Origin of the sequence: Flexivirga oryzae, assembly GCF_014190805.1 — a bacterium.
In the GTDB taxonomy this organism is placed as follows: domain Bacteria; phylum Actinomycetota; class Actinomycetes; order Actinomycetales; family Dermatophilaceae; genus Flexivirga; species Flexivirga oryzae.
The window spans coordinates 198,354-222,958 of the sequence record NZ_JACHVQ010000002.1 but is presented as its reverse complement, the minus strand read 5'-3'; the positions used below and the strand labels follow the sequence as shown (position 1 = coordinate 222,958).

Sequence of the window (24,605 nt, the reverse complement as noted above, 5' to 3'; positions counted from 1 at the left end):
GTCGTCCTTTCATAGATCCCGGTGACTTACGCCGATTGGGATGAATCTTGTTTGTTTTCAATGCAGTCGGGGCAGAAACCCCAATAGATGACCTCTGCTTCGTCAATGGCGAAGCCGTGGTCGTCCGATGCCTCGAGGCAGGGTGCGGCGCCGACGGCACATTCGACGTCGACGACGGTTCCGCACGATCGGCACACCAGGTGGTGGTGGTTGTCGTTGCGCCGGAGCTCGTAGCGGGCCGGTGATCCGGACGGGCGGATCCGCCGGACCAGACCGGATTCGGTGAAGGTGTTGAGGCAGTCGAAAATTGCTTGGCGGGAGACGCTCGGCAGGGCGTCATGGACAGTTTCGGCGAGCGTGGCCGAGTCGGCGTGGGGGTTGTCCCGCACCGCCTCGAGCACGGCGACCCGTGGTCTGGTCACCCGCAGCCCGGCCTCACGGAGGGAGGTCTCGAAGTCCGCCATGCCCAAAGCCTCGTGCATTATCTGGACCTAGTCAAGTTTAGATTTTGCGGTCCTCGGAGGGAACGGGTCTGTCCGCCGAAGCTGGACGATCGCTGGTATGTCGCTGAAAGCCGTTCGGGGGCACCGCCATACGCCGGCCAGACGATTCCGACGCGAAGGTAACTATTTGGCCGCGAATCCTCCCGAGTGTCGAGAAGTTCCACAACGAGGGGTCTAGCGTGCGACGTGGCGGGGGCGTCCACGGTTGGTCGTGGATGAGACGACGGGTGGGGTTGCAAGGGTGGATCCGGTGGGCGCAGGGGTATGACGCGACTGGCCACGATCGCTCGTGGGCACCGACCCGGACACGCCGTCGTGTTCGCAGTGGCGGTGTGCCTGCTGGTCGCGACCGGTGTGGCCGAGCCGTTGTTGACCCGATCGCTCAGCAGCGGGCTGATCCGCGAGCACGCCATCGCGCAGGGTGTCGCCGGCGGTGAGGTGGTCATCAGTTCGGCGAACTCCTCGGTGCAGCAGATGCTGGACACCGAGGCCGTGGTCGATCGGCGGGTGAAGGCCGTGGTGGGTCCGCCGACCGAGTCGATGTCGACGGTGATCGACCCACCGGCGGCCGGTGTGCTGGTCAGGCTGCAGACGACATACAACCAGTGCGCACATGTGCGGATCATCCGCGGACGCTGTCCGCAGGGCCGCAACGAGGTCATCGTGTCGAGCAAGGCGGCCGCCGTCGGCGGTGCGGCGTTCACCGTGGGGGCGCGGCTGCCCGCCGAAACGACCGGGGGCGGGGCAGGTCCGGGCATGAAGATGCGGATCGTCGGCATCTTCACCTCGTCCGGTTCGGACCCGTTCTGGGCCGGCACGAACGTCGCGGCCTACGTGCCCCCGTTGCCCCTGCCCGCCAGGCCGGTCCCGGCCGAGTACTGGCTGACGAGTGATGCGACCTTCGCGGACGGACTGGACTCCGGCGTGCACACGTCGATCTCCTACCCGGTGCTCACGACCCACCTGACGCCGCAGAGCCTGCCCGCGGCGGTGAAGGGCCTGGCGGTGTCGCAGCGCAAGTTCGGCGCCGGCGTCACGGTCACCGAGCCGCTCTCGGCGATCAACAGCGGCACCCGCAGAGACGTGCGGCAGATGGGCCAGATCCTGCCCTTCCTGCTGGTCCAACTCGGCGTCGTGCTGCTGATCCTGCTGCTGCAGGTCACCTCGTTCTTCGCCACGAGCCGACGCCCGGAGGCCGCCGTGCTGAAGATGCGCGGCAACGGCACGGCCGGAGTCCTGCGCTTCGGGGCGGTGGAATTCCTGCCGGCATACACGGCGGGCATCCTCGGTGGAATCGTGGTGGCGTACACCGTTGATGCGCTCGTCCGCCACCTGTGGTTGCCGGGACACGTTGCCACGCAATGGGTTTGGAGCACCGTGTGGATCGCGGCGGCCATGGCGGTCCCGGTGGCGCTGGTGTGGGTGCTGTGCTGGTCGGGGATGGCACGTGAGCCGATCAGCTCGTTGCTGCGCGCCCGCCGGCCGCGGCGCCGGGGGGTGCGGCTGTCGATGCCGACTGCGGTGCTCGGCACGTTGTGTGTGGCCGGTGTCGTGCTGACCGTGACCAGGAATCTCACCGGTGCCGCGGTCCAGGTGACCCCGGTGCTGGTCGCCGGTCTGGCCGCGATCGTCGTCGGCATTGTCCTCACCCCGATCGCGGGTCGATGGCTGCGGCGGCAGCTGGCACATCGGCGGGCGAGTATGGCGCTGTCGGTCGCGCAGCTCGGCCGCCGCTCCGGCGTCGTCGTCGCCGTGACCACACTCGTGATCTCGACCGCGCTGCTGACCCTCAGCGCCAGCATCTTCGCCCGCGGGGCGGACAACCGCGCTGCTCGCGCGGCGGCGAACCTGGGCACCCCGGCGGTCATCAGCGTCACGCCCGGCCTGATCGCCGTCCCGCCGAAGGCTTTCGTCAAGGCCGTGGAGTCGGCGGACCCACAGCACCACTACTTCTCGGCCGCCGTCGGTGTCGGAGCCATCTCGCAAGGCGGCACCGGGGTGCTGGGGGTGCGCCCGACGGACCTGCAGCGGATGGGGCTGCGAACCGGTCTGCGTGATCAGGTTCCGTGGTCCGCGCTGCACGGCGCCGATGGCTCCGCCCCGGTGACCAGGGCCCTCGTGGCGACCTGGACCACGCGGTCGGCGGTGGGGTCGACCGTGGACGCTCCGACGATGACCGAGGACGACCACCCCTATCGCGTGACCGGTGCCGTGCCCTACATCCCGGGGGTGGGTGCTCACACGATCGTGGTTGACCTCGCGACCCTGCTCAAACACGGGCACCGGTGGGACAACGTGTCATACCAGGTGTTTTCGACAACCACCGACCCGCGGCGGGTGGCGACCCTCGACCGCGCCATCAAGAAGGTCGGCTTCTCGGGCATCGCGGTGCGCTCGTTGCACGCCGTGCGCAGCCGGTACGACGCGACGGCGACCGGATGGGCGACGCGGCTGAGCATCCTCATCTCCGCGCTCGCAGTGCTCGCGGGAGCCATCAGCGTCGTCCTGGTCGCGGTCGCCTCCCGGGACGACCGTCGCCGGGATCTGCGCGCGTTGCGCACCGGTGGGGTCCCGCGCACCGTCCTGCGCCGGGCAACGGTGCTGGAGTTCGTGCTGCTGGCGCTGGTCGGCAGCGTCGCCGGGGCAGTGACGGCGCCGATCGCAGCGTGGCTCGCAGGCCCCACGATGCTGTGGTGGTCGACGCCGCCGGCCCAACCGGTGACCAGGACCGGATTCCAGTGGCAGGTCGGGGGTTCGAGCGCGATCGCGCTCATCGTCCTGCTGGCGGTGATCGGTGGCGTCTTCGGGGTCCAGCTCGCCCGGTCCGCCGAGGCCGACACGGACCAGGACGGCCTCCGATGAACCGCCTTGCGACCATCGCGCGGCGGCACCGGATCGGGCACGCCGTGCTCTTCGCGGTCGCCGTCTGCCTGCTCGTGGCAACCGCTGCGGTCGATCCGTTGCTGACCCGATCGTTCAGCCATGCCGTCGTGAGCTTCCACGCCGACGCCGAGGGTGTGGCGGGCAGCCAGGTCGTGATCTCCACGCGAAGCGCCGCACGGACCGGTGGGCACGAGCCGACCTCGGTGAACCAGGCGGGCAAGTTGCTGGACCCACGGGTCCGGCAGGTGGTCGGCGACCCGGTGGTGTCCCATACCGGGGTCTCCTTCTGGCGGCAGGGCGACGTGCCCGTCACGATGCGGTCGACGGCCGGGCAGTGCCACCACCTCGCCGTCCTGCAGGGGCACTGCCCGGCGAAGGCCGGCGAGGTGCTGGTCTCCCGACAGACGGCGCGGAAGGCGGTGAAAGGTCTGCACCTCGGATCCGTGATCTCGCTCGGCGGAGACCCGAAGCACATCCAGCAGGTGCGGGTCGCGGGCATCTACACGATGTCGGTCCGCGACTCCTTCTGGCGCGGCACCGACATCGCACACTTCGATGCGGATTCGAGTGCCTCCGGGGCGACCCTGCTGGCGACGACGGCAACGGTCCGGCGCACCACGTCGATGTCCGTGTCCCTCAGCTATCCGGTGAGAAGCACTGCCCTGACGCCTGATTCGCTGAAGGCGGCGGCTGCCGGCGCCCGCGCGATGGAGAAGTCCGGCCGGGCATACATCACCGAGCACCTGAACAGCGTGTACTGGGCGACCGCCGAGGACGTCTACCAGGTCGGCCGCATCCTGCCCTTCCTGCTGGTGCAGCTCGGGGTCGTGCTGCTGATCCTGCTGGTGCAGGTGACGTCGTTCTTCGCGACGGTGCGCCGCGGTGAGGCAGCGGTGTTGAAGATGCGCGGTAACGGCACCGCGGGTGTGGTGCGCCTCGGCGCGCTCGAGTTCCTGCCACCGGGCGTGATCGGGGTGGTCGGTGGACTCGCTCTCGCCTACGGCGTCGACGAGCTCGTGCGCCGGGCCTGGCTGCCCGGGAACGTTGCGGCGTCGTGGAATTGGGAGTCCGCGTGGGCGGCGGTCGGTACTGCCCTGTTCATCGCTGCTCTGTGGCTGGTGTGCTGGTGGCGGATGGCGCGTGAGCCGATCGGCGCACTGACCCGGGCGCGCCCGCCCCGGCGCCGCGGTGCGCGGCTGTCGCTGCCGGCCGCGGTCGTCGCGGCAGCATGCCTGCTCGGGGTCGGCCTCACGGCCACCAAGAGCTTGAAAGGGGGGCCGGTGCAGGTCACACCCGTGCTGCTCGCCGGTTTCGTGGCGATCCTCGTCGGCGCGCTCTGGGCCCCGGTCACCGGCCGGCTGGTACGCCGCCTGCTGAGGGGACGCCGTCCCGCCGGGGCGTTGGCGGTAGCACAACTCGGCCGGCGAGCCGGTGTGGTGACCGCCGTGACCACCTTGATCATCACCTCGGCCCTGCTGACCCTGAGCGTCAGCGTCTTCGCTCGCGGGGCGGACAATCGCGCCGCACGCACGGCGGCGGACCTCGGTGCGCCGGCCCTGGTGCACGTCACCCTCGGCCCGAAGTGGGTCAAGCCCGGCGCGTTGATCCGGGCCGTGCGGTCCGCCGATCCCACCCGGCGCGAATTCACGCCCGCCGTGAAGATTGCCGCCGCGACATCGGACAGCAACGCCACGCTCGGTGTCGTCCCCGCCGACATGGAGCGCATCGGGTTGCGCACGGGGCTCACCGACCCGGTGCCGTGGTCGGCGATCGGGAGCGGGGGCTGGGTGTCGGTGCCCAACGCGCTGGTGTCCTCCTGGACGACGAAAAGCGCTGTCGGATCGTCGGTTCCAGCACCGACGATGGCCGACATGGATGGCCAGTTCCGGGTCGCGGGTGCTGCGCCATACATCCCGGGGGCGGGGGCCAACACGATCGTCGTGGACCTGCCGACGATGTTGCGCGCCGGCGACCGCACCGACGACGTGTCGTTCGAGGTCTTCTCCGTGACCCGCGACCCGCACCGGCTGGCAGCGCTGCGCCAGGCCCTGGAGCGGGTCGGCTTCAAGGGCATCGACGTCCGGACGGTGCAGCAGGTGCGCGCCGGGTACGACGCCACAGCGACCGCGTGGGCGATGAACCTGAGCATCGTCGTGTCGGTGCTCGCAGTGCTTGCGGCGCTGACCAGCGTGGTGCTGGTCGCCGTGGCTTCGCGTGCGGACCGGCGCCGCGACCTGCGCACGCTGCAGACCGGCGGTGTCTCGCATCGGGTCGTCCGTTCGGCAACGGTCCGGGAGTTCGTGCTGCTGGGCGTGCTCGGTAGCCTCGTGGGAGCGCTGACCGCACCGGTCGCCGCGTGGCTGACCGGACCGACCATGCTGTGGTGGTCGAACCCTCCGGCGCAGGCGGTCACCAGGACCGGATTCGAGTGGCGCAGCGGTGTTCTCAGTGCGGTGGGACTGATCGTCCTGCTGGCGCTGGTCGGCGTCGGATTCGGTGTGCGGCAAGCACGTTCGACGGAGCTTCGGCAGGGAAGGATGGACACGACGGCATGACGGGCCTGGCGACCATTGCACGGCGGCACCGCTTCGGACACACGATCCTCTTCGCGGTGACGGTGTGTCTGTTGGTGGCGACCGCTGCGGTCGATCCGTTGTTGACCCGGTCGTTCAGCCACTCGTTGGTGACGTTCCACGAGCAGGCACAAGGCGTTTCGGGGAGCCAGGTCGTGCTCCAGACGGGCGGTCCGCAGGCACTTTCGATCGGCCGGCTGCGTGCGGCGCTCGACCCGCGGGTGCGCGCGGTGACCGGTGCCGGGATCGCCTCGACCGCCGCGGTCGCGTCATCGGCGACTGCCGGTGTGCAGGTGCGCATCCAGTCGACGCAGGACCAGTGCGCGCACGTGCACATCGTCGAGGGCCGCTGCCCGCAAGCACGCAACGAGGTGATGATCTCCAGCGCGGCGGTTGCCGCCGGCGACGCCGCGACGCTGAAGGTCGGTGCGGCGCTGCCGGTCGTGGGTGCCGACCCGGCGGTCCCGCCGAAACTGAACCCGCACAAGACGATGCGGCTGGTCGGCATCTTCACGGCGTCCAGCTCGGACAGCTTCTGGGGCGGCGCGGCCGTCGCGGCATACACCCCGCCACCGCCGCCTCCGGCGATGCCCGGTCCCTCCGAGTATTGGCTCACCGACAGCGCCACGTTCAGTGCGCAGCCGACCCCGCAGTCCGGTTCACCGACGGACTGGAGCGGCGTCGCACGAGCGGTCCAGTTCCCGGTGCTGACCTCGAAGCTCGCGCCGGACACCCTCGCCGCCGCACAGCCCGGACTCGCGAAGACACAGCACAACATCGGGGACAACGCCAACGTCATCGAGGCCCTGTCCTCGGTGTATGACGCGACCCGTGGCGATCTGCGCCAGGTGGGGCAGATCGTGCCCTTCCTGCTGGTGCAGCTCGGGGTCGTGCTGTTGATCCTGCTGGTGCAGGTCACGTCCTACGTCGCGACGGTGCGGCGCGGTGAGGCGGCCGTGCTGAAGATGCGTGGCAACGGCACCGGCGGAGTCGTCCGGCTGGGCGCGCAGGAGTTCCTGCCCGCCGCGATCGTCGGCGTCGTGGCGGGTCTCGGCCTCGCGTATGTGGTGGACGGTCTCGTCCGGCATCTGTGGCTGCCGGGCAGCGTTGCGGCGCAATGGAACTGGATCGCAGTGTGCGCAGCGCTCGCCATGGCGCTGCTCGTCGCGGTCGTGTGGTTCCTGTGCTGGTGGACGATGGCGCGCGCGTCGATCAGCTCCCTGCTACGCGCCAGGCCGCCCCGGCGACGAGGTGCGCGGCTGTCGACCCCGGCCGCGGTCCTTGCCGCGTTGTGCCTGGTCGGTGTGGTGCTGACCGCGACCAAGAGCCTGACCGGGGCTCCGGTGCAGGTGACGCCGGTGCTGCTGGCCGGGTTCGTGGCGATCGTCGTGAGCGTGCTGCTCGCCCCGGTCGCCGCGTGGCTGGTGCGGCGTTTGCTCGCCCGCCGGCGCGCCGCGGCCGGCCTCGCCGTCGCACAGCTCGGCCGCCGTGCCGGCGTGGTGATCGCCGTGACGACGCTCATCATCACCTCCGCGCTGTTGACGCTCAGCGTGAGCGTTTTCGTCCGTGGTGCGGACAACCGCGCTGCACGCAGCGCGGCCGACGTGGGTGCGACGGCGGTGGTCCACGCGACCGTCGGCACGACGACGGTCAGTGGTCGATCGCTGACCAAGGCGGTCAACTCCGTCGACCCGAGGCACCGGGTCTTCACACCCGCCGTCGAGATCAACTCCTCGACGCCGACGAGCAACGCGACCCTCGGGGTCATCCCGTCCGACATGGAGCGCATCGGCGCGCGCACCGGGCTCAAGGAGCCGGTGGACTGGTCCGCGCTGCAGGGGAAGTCGAGCGGTGCCCCCGCGGCCCTGGTCGCCTCCTGGACGACGAGCGGCACTGTCGGGTCGACGGTTTCGGCGCCGACGATGGCGAACGTCGACGGTGATTTCCGGGTCGTCGGCGTCGCGCCATACATCCCGGGAGCGGCGGACCGGACGATCGTCGTCGACCTGCACAAGATGCTGGCGGCGGGCGATCGGGTCGTCAACGTCACCTATCAGGTCTTCTCCGCGACCCAGGATCCGAAACAGCTGGCGCGACTCGATGCGGCGTTGCGCCGTGCGGGTTTCGCGTCGAGCGACGTGCAGACCGCGCAGCAGGTGCGTGCTGGGTATGACGCCACCGCAACCGCGTGGGCGATGAACCTCAGCATCGTGGTGTCCGCGCTCTCACTGCTGGCGGCGCTGACCAGCGTCGTGCTCGTGGCGGTGGCTTCCCGGGCCGACCGGCGCCGGGACCTGCGCGCGCTGCGGACCGGAGGAGTGCAGCGTGTCGTGCTGCGACGAGCGACGGTGGGGGAGTTCGTCCTGCTCGCGCTGATGGGCAGCGTGATCGGAGCACTCACCGCACCCCTGGCGGCGTGGCTGACCGGACCGACGATGCTCTGGTGGTCGACCCCACCGGCGGAGCCGGTCACGCGGACAGGGTTCCAGTGGCACGCCGGCGGACTCGCAGCGATCGTCCTGATCGTCCTGTTGGGGCTGGTGGGAGCGGCGTTCGGGGTGCGACTGGCTCGGTCGGCGGACCAGCACCGGGGGAGAAGGCGTCGCACGGCCGTCACCGGGCCCGCGCCCGCCGTGGGGAGCGAGCAGACGTGACCCGGCTCGCAACGGTGGCGCGGCGGTCGAGGCGAGGGCAGTCGCTGCTCTTCACCGTCACCGTGTGCCTGCTCGTCGCCGTCGCCGCGGCGGATCCGTTGCTGACCCGATCGTTCCGGTCGGCACTGGTCGCGTTCCATACGCACTCGCTGGGCCCCGCGAGCTTGCAGATCCAGTATCGCTACCGCGAGGGTGCCGACCTGTCCATGGCATCGATCCGGCGGAAGGTCGATCCACGGGTGCGCGCGGTGACCGGCCCGCCGATCGACTCGCGGACGACCGTGATCTCCTGGCCGCGACGACGCACCATCGTACGGTTACAGTTCGCGGTGGCGGGTTGCGCGCACGTGCACGTCGTCGCGGGCCGCTGCCCGACCGCGCGCAACGAGATCATGGTCTCCAGCGCACAACTGCAGGCCGTCATCAATCCGAGCCTTCGACTCGGAGAACGCCTGACCGTCAAGGGGATCGGCGACTACTCGCTCTGGGAGGATCTCAATCCACAGAAGCAGCTGACAGTGGTCGGCGTCTTCACGGCGCGAGCGAACGACCCGTTCTGGGGCGGCCAGCACGTCGCGGCGTACAACGGCGACGGCAGCCCGGCGCAACCCGGCGCCACCTGGCTGACCGCGGACGCGACGTTCGCGGGTCATCCACCGGTGACACCGGTGCCGAAGGGCAACGACACCTCCCCGGACATCAGCTGGAGCGGCATCTACAACACGGTGGGTTATCCGATACGGGTGGACCACGTCGGGCCCGACAGCCTCGCTCGCGCGGTGGCGGGTCTGCGCGCAACCACGAAGCGCCTGGGCACCGACGCCGACGTCACCGAACCGTTGTCCACGGTCTATGCCGACACCCGCACCGATCTTCGTCAGGTCGGTCAGATCCTGCCCTACCTGTTGCTGCAGCTCCTTCTGGTGTTGTTGATCCTGCTCGTGCAGGTGTCGACGTATCTGGCGACGGTGCGCCGCGGCGAGGCAGCGGTGCTGAAGATGCGCGGCAACGGCAGCGCGGGCGTGGTGCGGCTGGGTGCCGCCGACCTGCTGCCGTCCTGGGTGCTGGGCTCGGTGGCCGGCCTCGCTCTCGCGTATGCCGTCGACGAACTCGTCCGGCGCACCTGGTTGCCGGGAAGCGTTCACACAGCATGGAATTGGACCTCGATCTGGGCCGCGGCGGCGGTCGCATCGCTCGTCGCCGCGGTGTGGGTCGGATGCTGGTGGCTGATGGCGAGGGAGCCGATCGGCACGCTGTTGCGGTCGCGTCCCGTGCGTCGTCGCGGGCTCTTGGTGTCCACGCCGGCAGCGGTGCTGGCGAGTGTGTGCCTGGTCGGTGTGGTGCTGACCGCGACCAGGAGCCTGACCGGGGCGCCGGTGCAGGTGACGCCGGTGCTCCTCGCCGGGCTCGTCGCGCTCGTCGTCGGGGCGTTGCTGGCGCCCGCCGCGGCGTGGCTCGTGCGGTTCCTGCTCGCTCGCCGGCGCGCCGCCGCAGCGCTGGCGATCGCGCAGTTGGGCCGGCGGGCGGGCACCGTGACGGCGGTCGCGACCCTCATCATCACCTCGGCGCTGCTCACCCTGAGCGTGAGTGAATTCGCACGAGGGGCTGACAATCGGGCAGCACGCACCGCCTCGGACCTCGGGTCGGCCGCCGTCGTCCGGGCGATCGTGGGGTCCGGGACCGTTGACGGGCAGTCCCTGATCGACGCCGTGGACTCGATCGACCCGCAGCATCGCCGTTTCACTCCGGCCGTGCAGATCAATTCCTCGACGCCGACGAGCAACGCGGTCCTCGGAGTGCTGCCGGCCGACCTGGCGCGCATCGGCGCGCGCACGGGACTGCCGAGCCAGGTGCCGTGGGCCGCGCTGGAGCGGGGCGGTCCTGCGTCTCGGCCGAACGCGTTGGCACCATGGTGGACGACGAGTGCCGCTGCGGGATCGACGGTTTCGGCGCCGACGATGGCCGATGCCGACGGCGGCTATCGGGTCGTCGGCGGCGCGCCATACATCCCGGGTGCGGGTGCGCGGACGATCGTGGTCAACCTGGCGACGATGCTGCGAGTGGGCGACCGGCAGGACAACGTGTCGTTCCAAGTGTTCTCGGCCACCGAGGACCCGAAGCAGCTCGCCCGGTTGGGGGCCGCGCTGCGGAAGGCCGGGTTCGCGTCCGCCCAGGTGCAGACGAGCACGCAGGTGCGTGCGGGGTATGACGCGACGGCGACCGCCTGGGCGATGCGGCTGAGTATCGTCGTGTCGGCGCTGTCGGTGCTCGCCGCGCTGGTCAGCGTCGTGCTGGTGGCAGTTGCGTCCCGTGCCGAGCGCCGCCGCGACCTGCGGGCGCTTCGAACCGGGGGAGTTTCGGATGCGTTGCTGCGTCGTGCCACGGTGGCGGAGTTCGCGGTGCTGACGCTGCTGGGCAGCGTGATCGGAGCGCTGACGGCACCGCTGGCCGCCTGGCTGACCGGCCAGACGATGCTGTGGTGGTCGACACCGCCGGACGCGCCGGTCACGCGGACCGGATTCCAGTGGCACGCAGGATCGTTCGCAGCAGCCGGGTTGATCCTGCTGCTGGCGCTCGTCGGAGCAGGGTTGGGGATGAGGCTGGCGCGAGCGGCCGGCCGCAGTCAGAGAAGGAGGACGGCATGACCGTCATGGAGCACGGCAGACCCATCGTCAGTGTCGAGGGGCTGGTCCAGATCTACAGCGTCGAAGGGCATGACGTCGCCGCGCTGTCCGGGGTGAATCTCACGGTGCAGGAGGGCGAGATCGTGGCGCTGGTGGGCCCGTCCGGTGCCGGGAAATCCACCCTGCTCAGCGTCCTGGCCGGGCTCACCACCCCGAGTGCCGGCCGCGTGCGGCTCGCCGGTCACGAGTTGAGCGCAACAGGGGCCGGGCGGCTGGATCAGGCCCGCGCGACCGACTTCGCCGTACTGCTGCAGGATGTGAGCAAGAACCTGTTGCCCTACCTGACCGTGCGGCAGAACGTCGAACTCGGCTGGCCGGATCGGCTGCGTGACCGCATCGACGTGGACGCGGCGCTCGACATCGTCGGGTTGGAGCCGGAGCTGAGGCCCCAGCCGGTGCAGTCGATTTCAGCTGCGGCGCGGCAGCTGACCGCGATCGCGGCGACCATCGTGACCAAGCCGTCGGTGCTGCTCGCCGACGAGCCGACGAGCAGTCTCGCCGGGCCTGCGGTACGAGCCGTCACCGACGCCGTCCTGCGGGTCAACGCGGAGCTGGGGACGACGGTGATCGCGGTGACGCACGACCTGGACGTGGCGACCGCCCTGGACGCGCGCGTCATCACGATCCGTGACGGGCGGATCCGCATGGACGCGCGCGGCGGGAACACGCACGTGATGGTGCGTGACGACGGCATACCCCTCCCGGACGACATCCTCGGGCAGTTCCCGAACGGCACGGCGGTCAGCATCCGACCGGGTGAGGACGCCGACACCTTCATCGTGCGGCGGACGAACGGCGGTGACCGCGCATGATCCGGTTGGCGGGCGTGACCGCCGAATCGGCGGACGGGACAGTCATCTTCGACAAACTGGAGCTGGAGGTCGGGGACGGCGAGGTGGTGATCGTCACGGGACACGCAGGAAGTGGGAAGTCGGCGCTCGTCGACGTCTGCCGAGGGGTGCTGGTGCCGGTCGAGGGCACGGTCGAGCTCGATCCCCCGGAGCGCTGCGCCGTGGTGATGCAGGACTACGACCTGAGCGAGTCGCTGACGGTCGCGGAGAACATCGTCCTTCCGCTCGTGGCCCGTGACCTGGACTATTCGCGCGCCAGCGAGCTGGCGCTGAATGCCTTGCAGCGTCTGGGGATCGACTCGATCTCGGACCATCTGATCGACGAGATCTCCGGTGGCCAGCGGCAGCGGGTCGCGGTCGCTCGCGCCCTTGCCGACGAGCCGGCGATCGTCGTCGCGGACGAACCGACCTCCGCGCTCGATGCGGAGAACCGTGAGAAGGTCCTCGCCGAGTTGCGCCGCGCCGCCGACCGCGGCGCTTCGGTGCTGATCACCACCAACGACACCCAGCTGGCCAAGGAAGCGGACCGCTCGGTCACCCTGGGCGTCGACCACCTCTGACCACTGCACCGAGAGGCCCACTTGCGGTCGACAGGCTCAGCTATTCGGCCGGTTTCGGGCACTGGTAAGAGGGCCTGTCGGTGTTTGCTGAGCCTGTCGGCGAGGGCGGGTCAGGCCACGCTGATGGGCAGGTGCAGCGGGCCGCGGATCAGGGTTGTCCGGCGCATCGTCACTCGCCCGGCGCGGCGGATGCTCGGGAGGCGGATCGCCAACTGCTCCAGGGCGATCGTCGCCTCGAGCCGCGCCAGGGGAGCGCCCAGGCAGTAGTGGATGCCGCTGGAGAACGCCAGGTGTTCGGCGCCGTGGGATCGGGTGATGTCGAAACGGTCCGGGTCGGGAAACACCTCCGGGTCCCGCCCGGTGCCGCCGAGCAGCAGCAGGATCCACTGACCCTTGCGGACCGGCGTGCCGGCGACCTCCTGGTCCTGGAACGAGACGCGCTCGGTGCGCTGGACCGGAGGATTCCAGCGCAGCGTCTCCTCGACCGCCTGACTCGCGAGCTCCGGCCGCTCGGTGAGCAGGTGCCACTGCTCCGGATGTGCCTGCAACGCGAGCAGCGCGTTCCCGAGCAGGTTGACCGTGGTCTCGAATCCCGCGACCAGCAACAGGAAACACATGCTCATCAGCTCGTCCGGCTGCACCTGATCGCCGCTCTCGGCTGCCAGCACGCTGATCAGATCCTCCCGCGGACCGGCCGCACGTGCGGCCAGCAGTCTGTCGAACATCTTCTCCAGCACGTCCTGGGCGCGCAGCAGCTCTCGTGCGTGCCGCACTGAATGTATGCCGTCCAGCGCGCCGCCGATGGCTGCGCCGTACCGCGCGAATTCGGCGGTGTCGATCCCGACGTCCCCGTCGATGCCGAACATTCGGGTGATGACGCCGATCGGCAGCGGTGCGGCGAAGTCGGACACGAAGTCGACGGTGTCGGCGCGGTCGAGCTTGCCGATCAGGTCATCGACGAGTTCCTCGATGCGGGAACGGTATCCGCGTACCATCCGCGGGCTGAACGCCGGTGCGGCGATCCGGCGCAGTCTGCTGTGGTCGGGCTCGTTCCGATCCAGGAACGACAGGTCGAAGTCTTCCTCGGGCGCCGGAGACGACCCGGCCGGCCGCACCCCGAACGATCGGCTGGTCAGCACGCTGCGCGCCACACGATGGTCGACGGTCGCCAGATTGCCCAGGCGCGTGGGCATCAGCGGACCCTTCGGGCGTAGCTCGTCATACACCGCATAGGGGTCGTTCCGTCCCTCACCCATCCGCAGCCGCGCGAACGGGTCGTGGTGCACCCTGCCGTGATATGCCGTGGTCAGTTTCGACCGGTAGAGCTCCTGGCTGAAGGCCGCGGCCGCCTTGACGTCCTGCACGATGCTCATGCGTGGATCCCTCCTACCCTCGATGGTGCCTCACCGAACTGAAGATTTCCGGGTTATCCCCTCGCCGAGAGGACAACATCCGGATCGACAGGCTCAGGAATTCCGGCTCGAGAGGGGCAGCGAGCGCTCGATTTGTGGGCCTGTCGGGAGTTTGTGGGCCTGTCGCCTGAGGGGTGGCGGGAGTTGCTGGGCGGCGTCAGTGGACGCCGGCGTGCCGATAGACGGTGAGGGCCCGTCGGTCGACGCGCAGGTCGAGCACGGTCGCCTCCTCGCCGACTTCGCCGTCCCGCGCGACGCGCACGGGACCGCCGTCGACCACCTCGATCCGCAGCGACGGTGCATGGAACTCGTGATACCGCTTGTGGCGCGCGAGCTGACCGGTCAGCAGTGCGGCGAGAACGGTCAGCGTCGCGCCGAAACTGGACGCGTCGAGCATCCGCAGGTCCAGCAGCCCGTCGTCGAGCTGTTCGCGGAAGCTGGGGGCGAACCCGTGCGGCTGGTACTCGCTGTTACCGATGAAAAGCAGGTCGACGCGGGCCGTTCGCTCGTCGACGCGCACGGAGATCGCGTGCGACCGCAGCAAAGTGCGCAGACCGGCATACAGGGCGGCGGCGGGTTTGCCCATCCGCTTCTCGTTGCGCTCCCGGATCGCGACGAAGTCGGTGTAGACCCCGATGCTGGCCGTGTTGAGGAAGATCTCGTCGTTGAGATAGGCCAGGTCCACCTTGTCCGCAGTACCCCGTTTGACGGCCGCGATCGCGGCGCGCAGCGGGTATGCGCCGGCGTCCTTGGCGAAATGGTTGAAGGTCCCGGCGGGGAACACTGCCAACGGCACGTCTGCGTCCCGTGCTGCCTGCGCTGCAGTGCGAACGGTGCCGTCGCCTCCGGCGACGCCGAGCACCTCTGCCCGAGAGGCGGATTCGTGCATGACGTGCTCGACCTCGGAGTCCTCGGTGAGTTCGACGATCTCGGCGTCCGGCAACTGATCGCCGACCGCGGCGAGGACCCGCTCACCCTCGCCGCTGTGCGAGGCCGGGTTGACGACGAGCACCAGACCGGACCCGGTCGGCCGTGCCTCCAGTTGTATGACGCCAGGCCGTCGTATGGCGGACGGTGGCTCTGCGGGAGGAACCAGGCGTGCGCCGACCTCGGCCACTGCCGTCCCGAGCAGCCACCCGGCCGCGACATCGGACGGGTAGTGGGCACCCGTGGTGACGCGCGACAGCCCGACGAGTGCGGCGAGCGCGCGCAACGGCACCGACAGCACCGGCCACTCCAGCCCGACCGCGGTGGCGAATGCTGCCGCACTCGCGGCATGACCGCTGGGGAAGCTCGTCGAGGTCGGCAGCCGCCGCGACAGCCGAGCCAGCGGCACCGTCGCGAGCGACGGTCTGGGTCGCCGATTCACACGTTTGGCAACCTGATTCGCGATCAGACTGGTTGCGGCGATCGTTGCGACACCGCGGAGCGCGGCCCGTTTCGCACGGCGGTTCCGGCTGGCGCCGAGCGCGCCGGCGATCCCGAGCCACAACACCGAGTGGTCCGCGACGTCGGTCAGCCGCGGCATGACCTTGTCGAGCAACGGGCTGCGGGTTGCGGCGAGACCTTCGAAGATCGACACGTCGATGTCGTCGATGTCCTGCGCGACGCGCTTGATCCAATCGATCACGGGACGATCCCTTTCGTTCGCGGATTGCGGTCTCGTCATACTCGCCCACGAACGCCTGCGCCGCCAGCGCCGGGGTCAGACCTTGACGGTCGGCACCTTCGTGGCGGGCTTGCCGTCGACCGCGGCCGCGAGTTGCGGGACGTAACGCTCCAGCATCCAGGGCAGGCTCAAGGGCGTCACCATACTGAACGCCGCGGCGTAGGTGCTCGGCTTGTTGGTGCCCGGAATGTTGTTGGGTACGTAGATCTCCCGGCCCTGCTGGTAGGCCTTGGTCTGTTTCAGCAGGTCGCCGGTGGTCTTGAGCACGTTGGCCTCGGAGTCGACCCAGGCGACGACGTCGAAGTCGAACTCCTTCGTGCGCTCGGCACTGATCGACCCGGTGCCCAGCTTGTCGAACTCCTTGCCGAACTTGCTCGGATAGACGAAGCCGAGCTCCTGCTGGACACGATTGCGCGGGTCCGTCTCGGCATACGGGCAGAGACCGTTGTACAGGCCCAGGACCATGGCGGTCTTGCCCTTGAACTCCGGGTGGGCCTTGCGCGCGGCGGTGAAACGTCCCTTCACGTCGCGGACGATCTTGGCTCCTGTCGCGCTCAAACCCATTGCGTCCGCGACCATTCCGGTGATGACGTCCCAGGGAGCACCGTAGTCGACATACCCCTTCGGCGGTGCGACGGTGGGCGCCAGCTGGGAGAGCTTCCGGTAGTCGCTCTCCTTCAGGTCCGACCAGATCGCGATGATCAGGTCCGGCTTGAGCGCGGCGATCTGCTCGATCTGTGGGCCCTTCGAGTTGTCGAGCACCTTCGGCAGGGGCGCGCCGTGCAGTGCCGGTTTCGCCCATGGGTAGATCTCCCCGTCGGCCGCGCCGATCCACTTGGTCACCGCGACGGGCACCGTGCCCAGTGCGATGACCATGTCCTGCTCGACCAGTCCGACCGTGACCACGCGCGTGGGTTTGTGCTGCACGGTGGTGGTGCCGTACTTGTGCTTCACGGTTGCCGGGAACTTTCCAGCTTCGGCGCCTGCCGAGCCGGAGCCACCCGATGACGTCTTCGAGGTGCCCGGATCGCTGCCGTCACTGGAACACGCCGCGAGCGCGGAAACCGCTGCGGCAGCGGTGAATGCGGACAGGACGGTGCGGCGGGACGTGATCATCGAGGGAACTCCGAGAATTGGTTAGCTATGGTGAGCCTTACCTTACTTAGTCTCGGGCATGGCGACGCACGGGGTCCGTCGCCTAGCGCGGGTTCGCCTTGACGTACGCCGCACAGTCACCCGGGTCGACGCCCACCCTCGGTCGCTGCGGGGGAGCGCCACGGACCGGCCGGTGGTGGTCCAGCGTGCTCTCCCAGACGCCCTCGCCGCTGGTGAGGTCGGGCAGTCGCCGCTGCACCGAGTCGGCCAACCGCGTTGGTATGACGCCCTCGACGCGTGCCTCCGTCGCGGTGATGCCGGTGTGCGTGACGTCGACCTCCGCCCGGGCCAGCTCGCTGAGCAACGCGGGTACCTGCTCGGGCAGCAGGTCGAGGGTGAAGGCGTCCACGGGTTCGCAGACGGTCGTGCCGGCGGCCCGCAGGGCGCGCATCAGCACCGGTCTGGTGAGCAACCGGAAGTCGCCCGCCGTGCTGGACATCGACTTGTCGAACGTCCCGTGCGAGTGGGACTGTCGCGCCCAGTAGCCGGAATGTGTCATGGTGACAACGCAATCCGTCACCGGCCAGCCGTGCAGCCCCTGCTGCAGCGTCTCGTCGACAGCAGACCGGACGGCGGTGAAGAACGCGGGAGGCATCGAGCCGGCCTCCACGGCCAGCTCGAACGACACGCCGTGCCCGACCGGAGCCGGGTCGATGCGCAGCCCGACGGTCGCCAGGTAGGCATTCGTTGGCGTGTCGATGATTTCGTGCGCGTGGCCGCTGCCGATGACCCGCTCGATGCAGACCACGGACAGTGGCTGGAAGGTTGCGACGACGCCGAACTCCTCCTCCAGCCGGGTCGCGATCACCTCGCGCTGGACCTCACCGTGCAGGGACAGGCGGACCTCGCTCCGGTCGTCGTCCAGGCGGAGGTTGATCAGTGGATCCTGGTCCGCCAGCGCGGTGAGCCCCTCCAGCAGCCGGCCACGCAGCGTGGGATCTGCGGCATCGACAACGGTTTCCAAGGTTGTCGGTTGCAGGTTCGCTACCTCGCGCGCCGTCCCACCGCTGCCGATCCGGTCCCCGACCCGCGGGTGGTCCAGTCCGGTCAGCAGGCCGATCTCGCCGGGACCCAGCGCTTCGAGGTGGCAACCGTCCGGGGAGCGCAGAGCGGTGACACGGGACCTTCGGCCGAGGCGGTCCCGCACCCGGAGCGTGCCGTTGTGCATCCGGACCCATACGCCACGGTCCCTCTCGATCGAGAAGACCGTTGCTTCCGCGGGTGCGTGCGGGTCGCTGCGCGGGACCGTCATACCGGCGATGGTGGTGAGCAGGGCGCCGACGCCGTCGCCGGTGCGTGCCGAGCCGGCCGACACAACGGTGCCAGGTGTTGGTTTCAGCAGCCCTGCGATCTGCGCACGCACCACGTCCACGTCAGCACCCGCACGGTCGATCTTGTTGATGAACAACGTGGTCGGCAGCTCCAGGCGGTGCAGTGCACGCATCAGCAGGCGGGTCTGCGACTGCACGCCCTCGACCGCCGAGACCACCAGCACCACGCCGTCCAAAACGGTGAGTGCGCGTTCGACCTCCGCGATGAAGTCGGGGTGGCCGGGTGTGTCCACCAGGTTCACCCGCAGGTCGCCGAGGGTGAAGCCGGCGACGGAGGTGCGGATGGTGATGCCCCGTCGGCGCTCCAACGTCATGGTGTCGGTCACCGAGGTTCCGCGGTCGACACTGCCGAGCCGGTCGATCGTGCCGGTGTCGAACAGCAACCGCTCGGTGAGCGTCGTCTTACCGGCATCGACGTGTGCGAGGATGCCGAGATTGAGGGTGCGCGAGGTCATTTCGCCTCCTCGGCGGGCTGGATCGCCGGCCGGACCGCTCGTGCCGGACGCAACCGGGCGAAGAGCGCGGCAGCCGGCGCCAACAGGCCCGCCGCGACGACCATGGCCGTAGAGATCGAGGTCCGGCCGGCCAATGCGCCGAGTGGCGGCCCACCGACGACCTGGCCGAACGCGTCCGCCTGACTGGTGAGCGAGACGGTGGTGGCGCGCGCCCGGGAGTCCACATTGCGTTGCAGCCACGCAGCCTGCACCGGGCCGGCAACCGCCTGTGCCGAGGTGCGCACCCACATGGCGATCAGGACCGGCCACAACGACCCGATCAGGGCGAAACCGACCATGCCGGCGATCTGCGCCACCGTCAGTGCCGCCAGCAAGCCGCCGGGATGCAGCGCGTTGACCCGGTGCGGCGCCAGCCGGTTCGTGGTGAGGCTGGCGGTCAGAGCGATCAACGAGCCGATCACCGCAAACACGGTGAACCACGCAGCGCTGCCGGTGATGCCGAAAAGCGTTGGCAGCTGGAAGGAATCGACGATCCGGGCCGTCCACAACCGGTCGAAGACCTCCGAGGAGATGCCACTGATGATCGCGATCAGCAGGAAGGACCGGACGATTCCGGGGCGCCGGGCGGTCGACAGGCCGGTGCGCAGCGTGTGCTTCAGCTGTGCCCAGTTCTCTCGTTCCCTGCGCGGTGTCGGGGTGAAGCCGGTCTCGGGCATCAGCAACACCATGGTCGTGCTGAGCAGCAGGTAGCCGGGTCCGGCGACCAGCATCGGAAGGTGCAGGTTGACCTGCCCGATGAGGCCCGCGAGGACGGTGCCGGCGACGGTCAGCCCGAGATGCAGTTGCTGGAACCGGGTGAACAGCGGTTGCACGGCGTCGGCGCCCACCTCGTCGGTGATCCAGGCATCGTCGGCGCCGGAGACGAAGGTGAAACCCAGGCTCCAGACGATCTGGGCGGCCACGATCGGCCAGAACGAGCCCCAGACACCCTGGATCAGGATGCCGCAGCCGACGACGACACCGCCGATCAGGACGGACAGGCGGCGCGAATAGAGGTCGGCGACGATACTGGTCGGGATCTCGAAGAGGAAGCAGCTCGCTTCCATCGCGGCGCCGACGATCAGCAGTTCGGCGGGTGACAGGTGAGCGACCTGCACCTGGTAGAGCATCGAGAGGGTGAAGGCGACGGAGTGCAGCAGCGACCAGCTGCCCTCCCACCACAGGTAGGCCGTGCGGGCGGGCAGCGGTCGGCTGCCGAGGATCGAAGTCATCGGTGGGGTAGGTCCTTGAGTTTCCAGCGCTTTCGCGCGTTGCGGTCACGAGCGAGCGACTTCGCGGCATACGCGAGTCGCGGTGGATCCGACAGGGGATCGACCGTTGTTTCGTGCCGGCGCACCCGAAGGGCCGGCCGGACGGCTACCCGGCGGCCTTCGATCTCAGGGGGTGCGAACCACTCAAGCTGGACGACGCATGCGGTTCACGCTAGGGCGCGCGCCGCGTCCGGCGCACCTGGTTTTCGGCCTGCGGCGTGTTGTATGCCGAATCGGCGTCCCGGAGTGCCCGCGAGCTCTACGGTGATGCTGTGTCGGCTGAGCAGCTCACTCCGGGTCGGGCGCGGATCGGCGGTGTTTCCGCGATGGTGCGTGTGCACGCGGCCCTGCGGCTGGCGCTCGCGGCGCTGATCGCAGTCACCGTCGTGGTCCAGCTCGTCGAGGCGCTGGGCCGGGAGGACAACCCTGCGACGCTCGGAAACTTCTTCAGCTACTTCACGATTCAGTCCAACATCGTCATCGCCGTGGTCGCGGCGATCGCCGGCCTCATCCAACTGCGTGGTCCCGACCCGCAGTGGCTGGACCGGGCACGGGGCGCGGCCACCGTCTACATCTCGATCACCGGTGTCGTCTACGCGTTGCTGCTGAGCAACATCGACGTCAACACCCCGGTGTCCTGGGTGAATGTGGTGCTGCATTACTTCGTGCCGATCGCGGCCGTCGTCGATTGGCTGGTGGATCTGCCCGAGCGGGTGATCGGCTTCCGCGCCGCCCTGAGCTGGCTCGGCTATCCGGTGCTCTACCTGGTCTACACGCTGATCCGTGGCTCGATCGTCGACTGGTACCCGTACCCGTTCCTCAACCCGCATCCGCACGGTTACGGCTACGTGGCGATCATGAGCGTGTTCGTCGCGATCATGGCGGCACTCTTCACGGCGGTCGTCTCCGGCGCGACGCGATTGCCCGGCCGGATGGTGCGGCGGCCCGACTGAGGGGCGGCATCCGTGGCTAAGGTCACCAGAGTGACGGACCTCCCCGACCAGATGTATGCCGCGTTCATCGACCGGTGCGGCCCGCCCGACGTCATCCGCTACGGCACGCTGCCGGTGCCGCGTCCCGGCCCGACCGACGTGCTGGTGCGGGTCGAGGCGGTGTCGGTCAACCACGTGGACACCTTCGTGCGCTCCGGGGCGTACGAGACCGCGCGTCCGTTCCCGTTCGTCGTCAACCGGGACCTGGCCGGCGCCGTCGCGGCGTGTGGCCCAGGAGTCGTCGGGTTCGCGGTAGGGGACCGGGTGTGGTGCAACAGCCTCGGTCATGCTGGTCGGCAGGGCGCTGCCGCCCAGTACGCCGTCGTGCCGTCCGACCGGCTCTATCCTCTTCCGGCACAGGCAGATCCCGTGGCGATGGTGGCGGTCGCCCACCCTGCCGCGAGTGCCTACCTCGCCCTGCACACGCACGGTCGCCTGGACGCGGGCGAGACGGTGCTGATCGCCGGCGCCGCAGGTCACGTGGGACGCGCCGCGATGGCGCTGGCGCGCGGGGCGCGGATCATCGCCACGGCGAGTGCGGCCGACCTCGAGACGTGCCGGGCGCTCGGTGCGGACGTCGCCCTCGACTACCGCGACCCGGACCTCGCTGCCCGGTTGCACGACGCAGCGCCCGACGGGGTCGATCTACACCTGGACACCTCCGGGCACCACGACCTCGACCTGGCCACCGGCCTGCTCGCCCCGCGCGGCCGGATCGTGCTCATGGCCGGCCTGGGCGCGCGGCCTGTGCTGCCGGTCGGAGCCCTTTACACCCGTGACGCGCAGATCGTCGGCTTCGCGATCAGCAGCGCCACCACGGTCGAGCTCGCCGCCGCGGCGGCGCGGATCGACCAGCTCGTCAGCGAAGGTTCACTGACCCCGAGCGCCGTCGAGCACCTGCCGCTCAGCGCGGCGGCGGACGCCCACGCCCGGCTGGAAAGTGGCGCGGCCAAAGGTCTTCGGTTGATCCTGCACCCACCGGACTGAACAACTCGCGCTGTCCCGCTCACCGCCCTGCCGAGAGCGGACGCCGGGTCGTGTCGCGTCAATCTCATTCGTAATGCTTGAGTTTCGGCCAGAGCGACCTCCAGGGCTCCGTCGGACCGGTGCATACGCCGATATCGAGGTCGTTCCAGTCGTTCTGCACCTGGTAGGGCGGGTTGTAGACCGCGAGTCGCCGGCAGTTCGCGAAATACGGCTTCAGTTGGTCGTACGCGTCGACATACAGGACCGTACTGTCCGGTGCGTTGCCCGGACCCCAGTGCCAGAACATGTTGTGTGCCGAGATCACCGGTGGCAGCCGCTGTTTCGCGCCATACAGCTCGACGGCGCTCGCCTCGGCGTACGCGCCGGTGAAGATCGAGGTCGGTGGGTGCCCTGCTCGACTGAGCGAAATGTCCTGTGCGGCCACCTCCTCGGCGAGCTGTGGCCAGCCGACGCCGTCGGCGATGCTCGTGGCGCCGTTGACCGTGTGCAACCGAGTGACCGGCAGCACCGGCAGCACCGCCGGCAGCAGCAAGATCGTGCCCACGACTGCGAGCCCTCCCAGCAGCACCCTTCGCCGGACCGGCCGGCGTCCCCGGTCGATCCAGCGCTCCGCCGACCCGGAGCCCGCCGCGAGGAGGACCGGCAGGATGCCGTCGGCGTAGTACACCTTTCCCGGGATCCACGCCAGGACGTAGACGACGATGATCGTCGCCGCGACCGCGAGGAAGCGCAGCTGCGAAGAGCGCCACAGGTTCACGAAACCCGCTATCAGCAATGGGATCCCGAGCAGACCGGCATACAACAGCTGCCCGGGGATCCCGGCTGCGTAGTCACCGGCCGAGCTGTTGTCGGCCCGCAGCGAGGCTGCCATGGTGAGTTGGGGCCAGCCGTTCGCGAACTGCCAGATGAGGTTCGGCAGCCAGATCACCAGTGCGATGCCCCCGCCGAGCCACGGCCAACGGGTCGCCAGGGCACGCCGGTGAGCGGAGGTCGACACGATGGCGAGGACGAGCGCCGCCAGCAGCGTGAGGACCAGGTATTCGTCGTTGATGCCGATCCCCGCCGCGACGCCGGCGCCCAACCACCACCGTGGCCGGTCGCGTAGCAGCGCTGTCACCACACCGACCGTCACCACCGACCACGCGAGGAGGTCGTATGGCGTCGTGTTGCCAACGTGCATGGCGCCCAAGAAGATCGGCGAGATCGCCACCGACAGCGCGGTCAGGATCCGGGCCGTCCGCGCGCCGCCGAGAAGCGCAGCCAGCCGCGCCGAGAGTATGACGACGGCGCCGCCCGCCAGTGCCGGCAGGATCCGGATCGCGGTGGGGTTCACCCCGAACAGGTCGGTGGTCCGCGTCAGCAGGACGGCGAGCGGCGGCTGGTCGACATACCCGAACGCCAGGTGGCGGTCCGCGACGAGGAAGTAGAGCTCGTCCTGCTGGAAGCCGTAGCGGCCGCTCACCGTGAGCTCGAGCGCGACGTAGCATCCCGCGATCACCCAGGCCGCAGCCGGAACTCGGTCGGCGTGGGCAATCTCCGGACGGGTGGTCGCACCGCCCGCGGCATCACCCGGATCGGCTGCCACGTGTCAACCGATACCACGCCTTGCTGCGTGTGTCAGCGAAGGTGCCCGTCGACGAACCCGATGATCTCGGCGGCGACCTCGTCCCTGATCGGCGGCTCGTTGTGCACCTCGTGCCGGTAGCCGGTGTAGACGCGCGTGCGCACGTCCCGGTTGCCGCTCGCCCACAGCTGATTCGCGACGTGATAGGCGCCTTCACCGTAGTTCGCGACCGGGTCCTGGTCACCGGCGAGGATCAGCACCGGAAGGGCGCCCGGGATCTTGGCCGCCCAGTCGTCGGCGTTGGCCTCGGCATACAGCACCAGGAAGTCGCGCAGGAAGCGCAGCGTCATCGGCACCCCGAAGCGGTTCAGCGGGTCGACGGCGTGGTCTGCCACGACGCCCCGGTCGGCGGCGACCCAGTCGGTGGGGCCGCGCACGTCGTCATACCGATCCACGGTGCCGGCGAAGAGGGCCGGCATGAATTCGTCTGCGACGCCGGTGCCGTCGGTGTCGCCGATCGCCGCCTCCACGTCCGCGACCGGCACGCTCTCCGGGCCGCGCATCTGCGCGGCGATGCCGCCGAGGACGAGCCCGTCGAGCTGCTCGGGGTGGCGGGCGGCATACGCGCGGGCGATGATCGAACCCCAACTGTGCCCGTAGAGGAAGTAGGGCAGGTCGGGGTATGCCGCGACGGCGTGCTCCCGAAGGGTCGCCTCGTCCTCGACGATCGCGGTCAACCCGTTCTCACCGCTGTCCGCCCACACACCCGACGCCATCGCCGTTGCGCCGTGCCCGACGTGGTCGTCGGCGCACACGACGTAGCCGGCGTCCAGCATCTTGCCGATCAGCCGCAGGTAGCGCCGCGAGTGCTCGCCGAGCCCGTGCACGATGTGGATGATGCCGCGCGGCGTGGTGGCCGGGGCGTAGATCCACGCCTTGATGTGGTCGCGGCCGTTGTGGGAGGGGAAGTCGAACTCGGTGAGCGCCATACCCGCACGGTAGCGGGAGTGCGCGCCGCGATC

General features: G+C 69.6%; 16 protein-coding genes. 8 read left to right on the top strand and 8 right to left on the bottom strand.

Going from position 1 to position 24,605, the window contains the following annotated elements:
• Positions 1-26: 26 nt before the first annotated feature.
• Complete coding sequence (locus FHU39_RS14035; RefSeq protein WP_183321232.1) at positions 27-464, bottom strand: Fur family transcriptional regulator; 438 nt, start codon at positions 462-464, stop codon at positions 27-29.
• A gap of 303 nt (positions 465-767) precedes the next feature.
• On the opposite strand from FHU39_RS14035, the gene FHU39_RS14030 reads away from it, so the two are divergent.
• Genes FHU39_RS14030 through FHU39_RS14005 form a run of 6 tightly spaced genes read left to right on the top strand, consistent with a single transcriptional unit; the run spans position 768 to position 12,708 of the window.
• Positions 768-3,365: an FtsX-like permease family protein gene (locus FHU39_RS14030; RefSeq protein WP_183321231.1), complete on the top strand. Its 2,598-nt coding sequence runs from the start codon at positions 768-770 to the stop codon at positions 3,363-3,365.
• Positions 3,362-5,941, top strand: coding sequence for an ABC transporter permease (locus tag FHU39_RS14025; protein WP_183321230.1), 2,580 nt, complete (start codon positions 3,362-3,364; stop codon positions 5,939-5,941). Before FHU39_RS14030 ends, FHU39_RS14025 begins: the two co-directional genes overlap by 4 nt.
• Complete coding sequence (locus tag FHU39_RS14020; RefSeq protein ID WP_183321229.1) at positions 5,938-8,613, top strand: FtsX-like permease family protein; 2,676 nt, start codon at positions 5,938-5,940, stop codon at positions 8,611-8,613. The genes FHU39_RS14025 and FHU39_RS14020 overlap by 4 nt, the downstream gene beginning before the upstream one ends.
• On the top strand, positions 8,610-11,258 hold the full coding sequence (locus FHU39_RS14015) for an FtsX-like permease family protein (protein ID WP_183321228.1): 2,649 nt from the start codon (positions 8,610-8,612) through the stop codon (positions 11,256-11,258). Before FHU39_RS14020 ends, FHU39_RS14015 begins: the two co-directional genes overlap by 4 nt.
• Positions 11,255-12,109: an ABC transporter ATP-binding protein gene (locus tag FHU39_RS14010; RefSeq protein WP_183321227.1), complete on the top strand. Its 855-nt coding sequence runs from the start codon at positions 11,255-11,257 to the stop codon at positions 12,107-12,109. The genes FHU39_RS14015 and FHU39_RS14010 overlap by 4 nt, the downstream gene beginning before the upstream one ends.
• Positions 12,106-12,708, top strand: a complete 603-nt coding sequence (locus tag FHU39_RS14005) for an ABC transporter ATP-binding protein (RefSeq protein ID WP_183321226.1) — start codon at positions 12,106-12,108, stop codon at positions 12,706-12,708. Before FHU39_RS14010 ends, FHU39_RS14005 begins: the two co-directional genes overlap by 4 nt.
• Before the next feature lie 110 nt (positions 12,709-12,818).
• Here FHU39_RS14005 and FHU39_RS14000 read toward each other — a convergent pair whose 3' ends face one another.
• From FHU39_RS14000 to FHU39_RS13980, 5 genes are all read right to left on the bottom strand, one after another.
• Positions 12,819-14,081 carry a cytochrome P450 gene (locus FHU39_RS14000; protein ID WP_183321225.1) on the bottom strand — a complete coding sequence of 421 codons (1,263 nt, stop codon included), beginning with the start codon at positions 14,079-14,081 and terminating at the stop codon, positions 12,819-12,821.
• A gap of 196 nt (positions 14,082-14,277) precedes the next feature.
• Positions 14,278-15,750: a phosphatase PAP2 family protein gene (locus tag FHU39_RS13995; protein ID WP_221185537.1), complete on the bottom strand. Its 1,473-nt coding sequence runs from the start codon at positions 15,748-15,750 to the stop codon at positions 14,278-14,280.
• A gap of 75 nt (positions 15,751-15,825) precedes the next feature.
• Positions 15,826-16,905 carry an ABC transporter substrate-binding protein gene (locus FHU39_RS13990; RefSeq protein ID WP_183321223.1) on the bottom strand — a complete coding sequence of 360 codons (1,080 nt, stop codon included), beginning with the start codon at positions 16,903-16,905 and terminating at the stop codon, positions 15,826-15,828.
• Positions 16,906-16,987: 82 nt separating this feature from the next.
• Positions 16,988-18,730 carry a GTP-binding protein gene (locus FHU39_RS13985; RefSeq protein WP_183321222.1) on the bottom strand — a complete coding sequence of 581 codons (1,743 nt, stop codon included), beginning with the start codon at positions 18,728-18,730 and terminating at the stop codon, positions 16,988-16,990.
• Complete coding sequence (locus FHU39_RS13980) at positions 18,727-20,001, bottom strand: MFS transporter (RefSeq protein ID WP_183321221.1); 1,275 nt, start codon at positions 19,999-20,001, stop codon at positions 18,727-18,729. The genes FHU39_RS13985 and FHU39_RS13980 overlap by 4 nt, the downstream gene beginning before the upstream one ends.
• Positions 20,002-20,312: 311 nt before the next feature.
• Between FHU39_RS13980 and FHU39_RS13975 the strand changes: the two genes are divergently transcribed.
• Both FHU39_RS13975 and FHU39_RS13970 read left to right on the top strand, forming a co-directional pair.
• Positions 20,313-20,993 carry a Pr6Pr family membrane protein gene (locus tag FHU39_RS13975; RefSeq protein WP_183321220.1) on the top strand — a complete coding sequence of 227 codons (681 nt, stop codon included), beginning with the start codon at positions 20,313-20,315 and terminating at the stop codon, positions 20,991-20,993.
• Positions 20,994-21,023: 30 nt separating this feature from the next.
• On the top strand, positions 21,024-22,019 hold the full coding sequence (locus FHU39_RS13970; RefSeq protein ID WP_221185536.1) for an NADPH:quinone reductase: 996 nt from the start codon (positions 21,024-21,026) through the stop codon (positions 22,017-22,019).
• A 64-nt stretch (positions 22,020-22,083) separates the two neighbouring features.
• Here FHU39_RS13970 and FHU39_RS13965 read toward each other — a convergent pair whose 3' ends face one another.
• Positions 22,084-23,604, bottom strand: a complete 1,521-nt coding sequence (locus tag FHU39_RS13965) for a glycosyltransferase family 39 protein (protein ID WP_183321219.1) — start codon at positions 23,602-23,604, stop codon at positions 22,084-22,086.
• A gap of 32 nt (positions 23,605-23,636) precedes the next feature.
• Positions 23,637-24,572, bottom strand: a complete 936-nt coding sequence (locus tag FHU39_RS13960) for an alpha/beta fold hydrolase (RefSeq protein ID WP_183321218.1) — start codon at positions 24,570-24,572, stop codon at positions 23,637-23,639.
• Positions 24,573-24,605 lie beyond the last annotated feature (33 nt).